The 322-nt window shown below is 42.2% G+C and carries 1 rRNA gene; it reads right to left on the bottom strand.

Annotation, left to right across the window (positions count from 1 at the left end):
• Nucleotides 1-224: 224 nt before the first annotated feature.
• Nucleotides 225-322: ribosomal RNA gene (locus ABGA94_RS10570) — 16S ribosomal RNA — on the bottom strand; the annotation flags it as partial.

Raw genomic sequence — 322 nt, forward strand, 5'->3', positions numbered from 1 at the left:
AAGCATATCGGCGTTAGTCCCGTCCTTCATCGACTCCTAGTGTCAAGGCATCCACCGTGCGCCCTTTCTAACTTAACCAAACTAAAAATTAAAAAATATGAGCTACACTGTTATCTAGTTTTCAAAGAACATACATTTATATATGAGAGATAGTTCTCTCAAAACTGAACAAAACGAAACACGGAAACTTATATTGATGAACAGCGTTCATCAATTCTCCATAGAAAGGAGGTGATCCAGCCGCACCTTCCGATACGGCTACCTTGTTACGACTTCACCCCAATCATCTGTCCCACCTTAGGCGGCTGGCTCCAAAAAGGTT

The organism is Stenotrophomonas sp. 3diitr2024, from assembly GCF_042136455.1.
Taxonomy (GTDB): domain Bacteria; phylum Pseudomonadota; class Gammaproteobacteria; order Xanthomonadales; family Xanthomonadaceae; genus Stenotrophomonas; species Stenotrophomonas sepilia.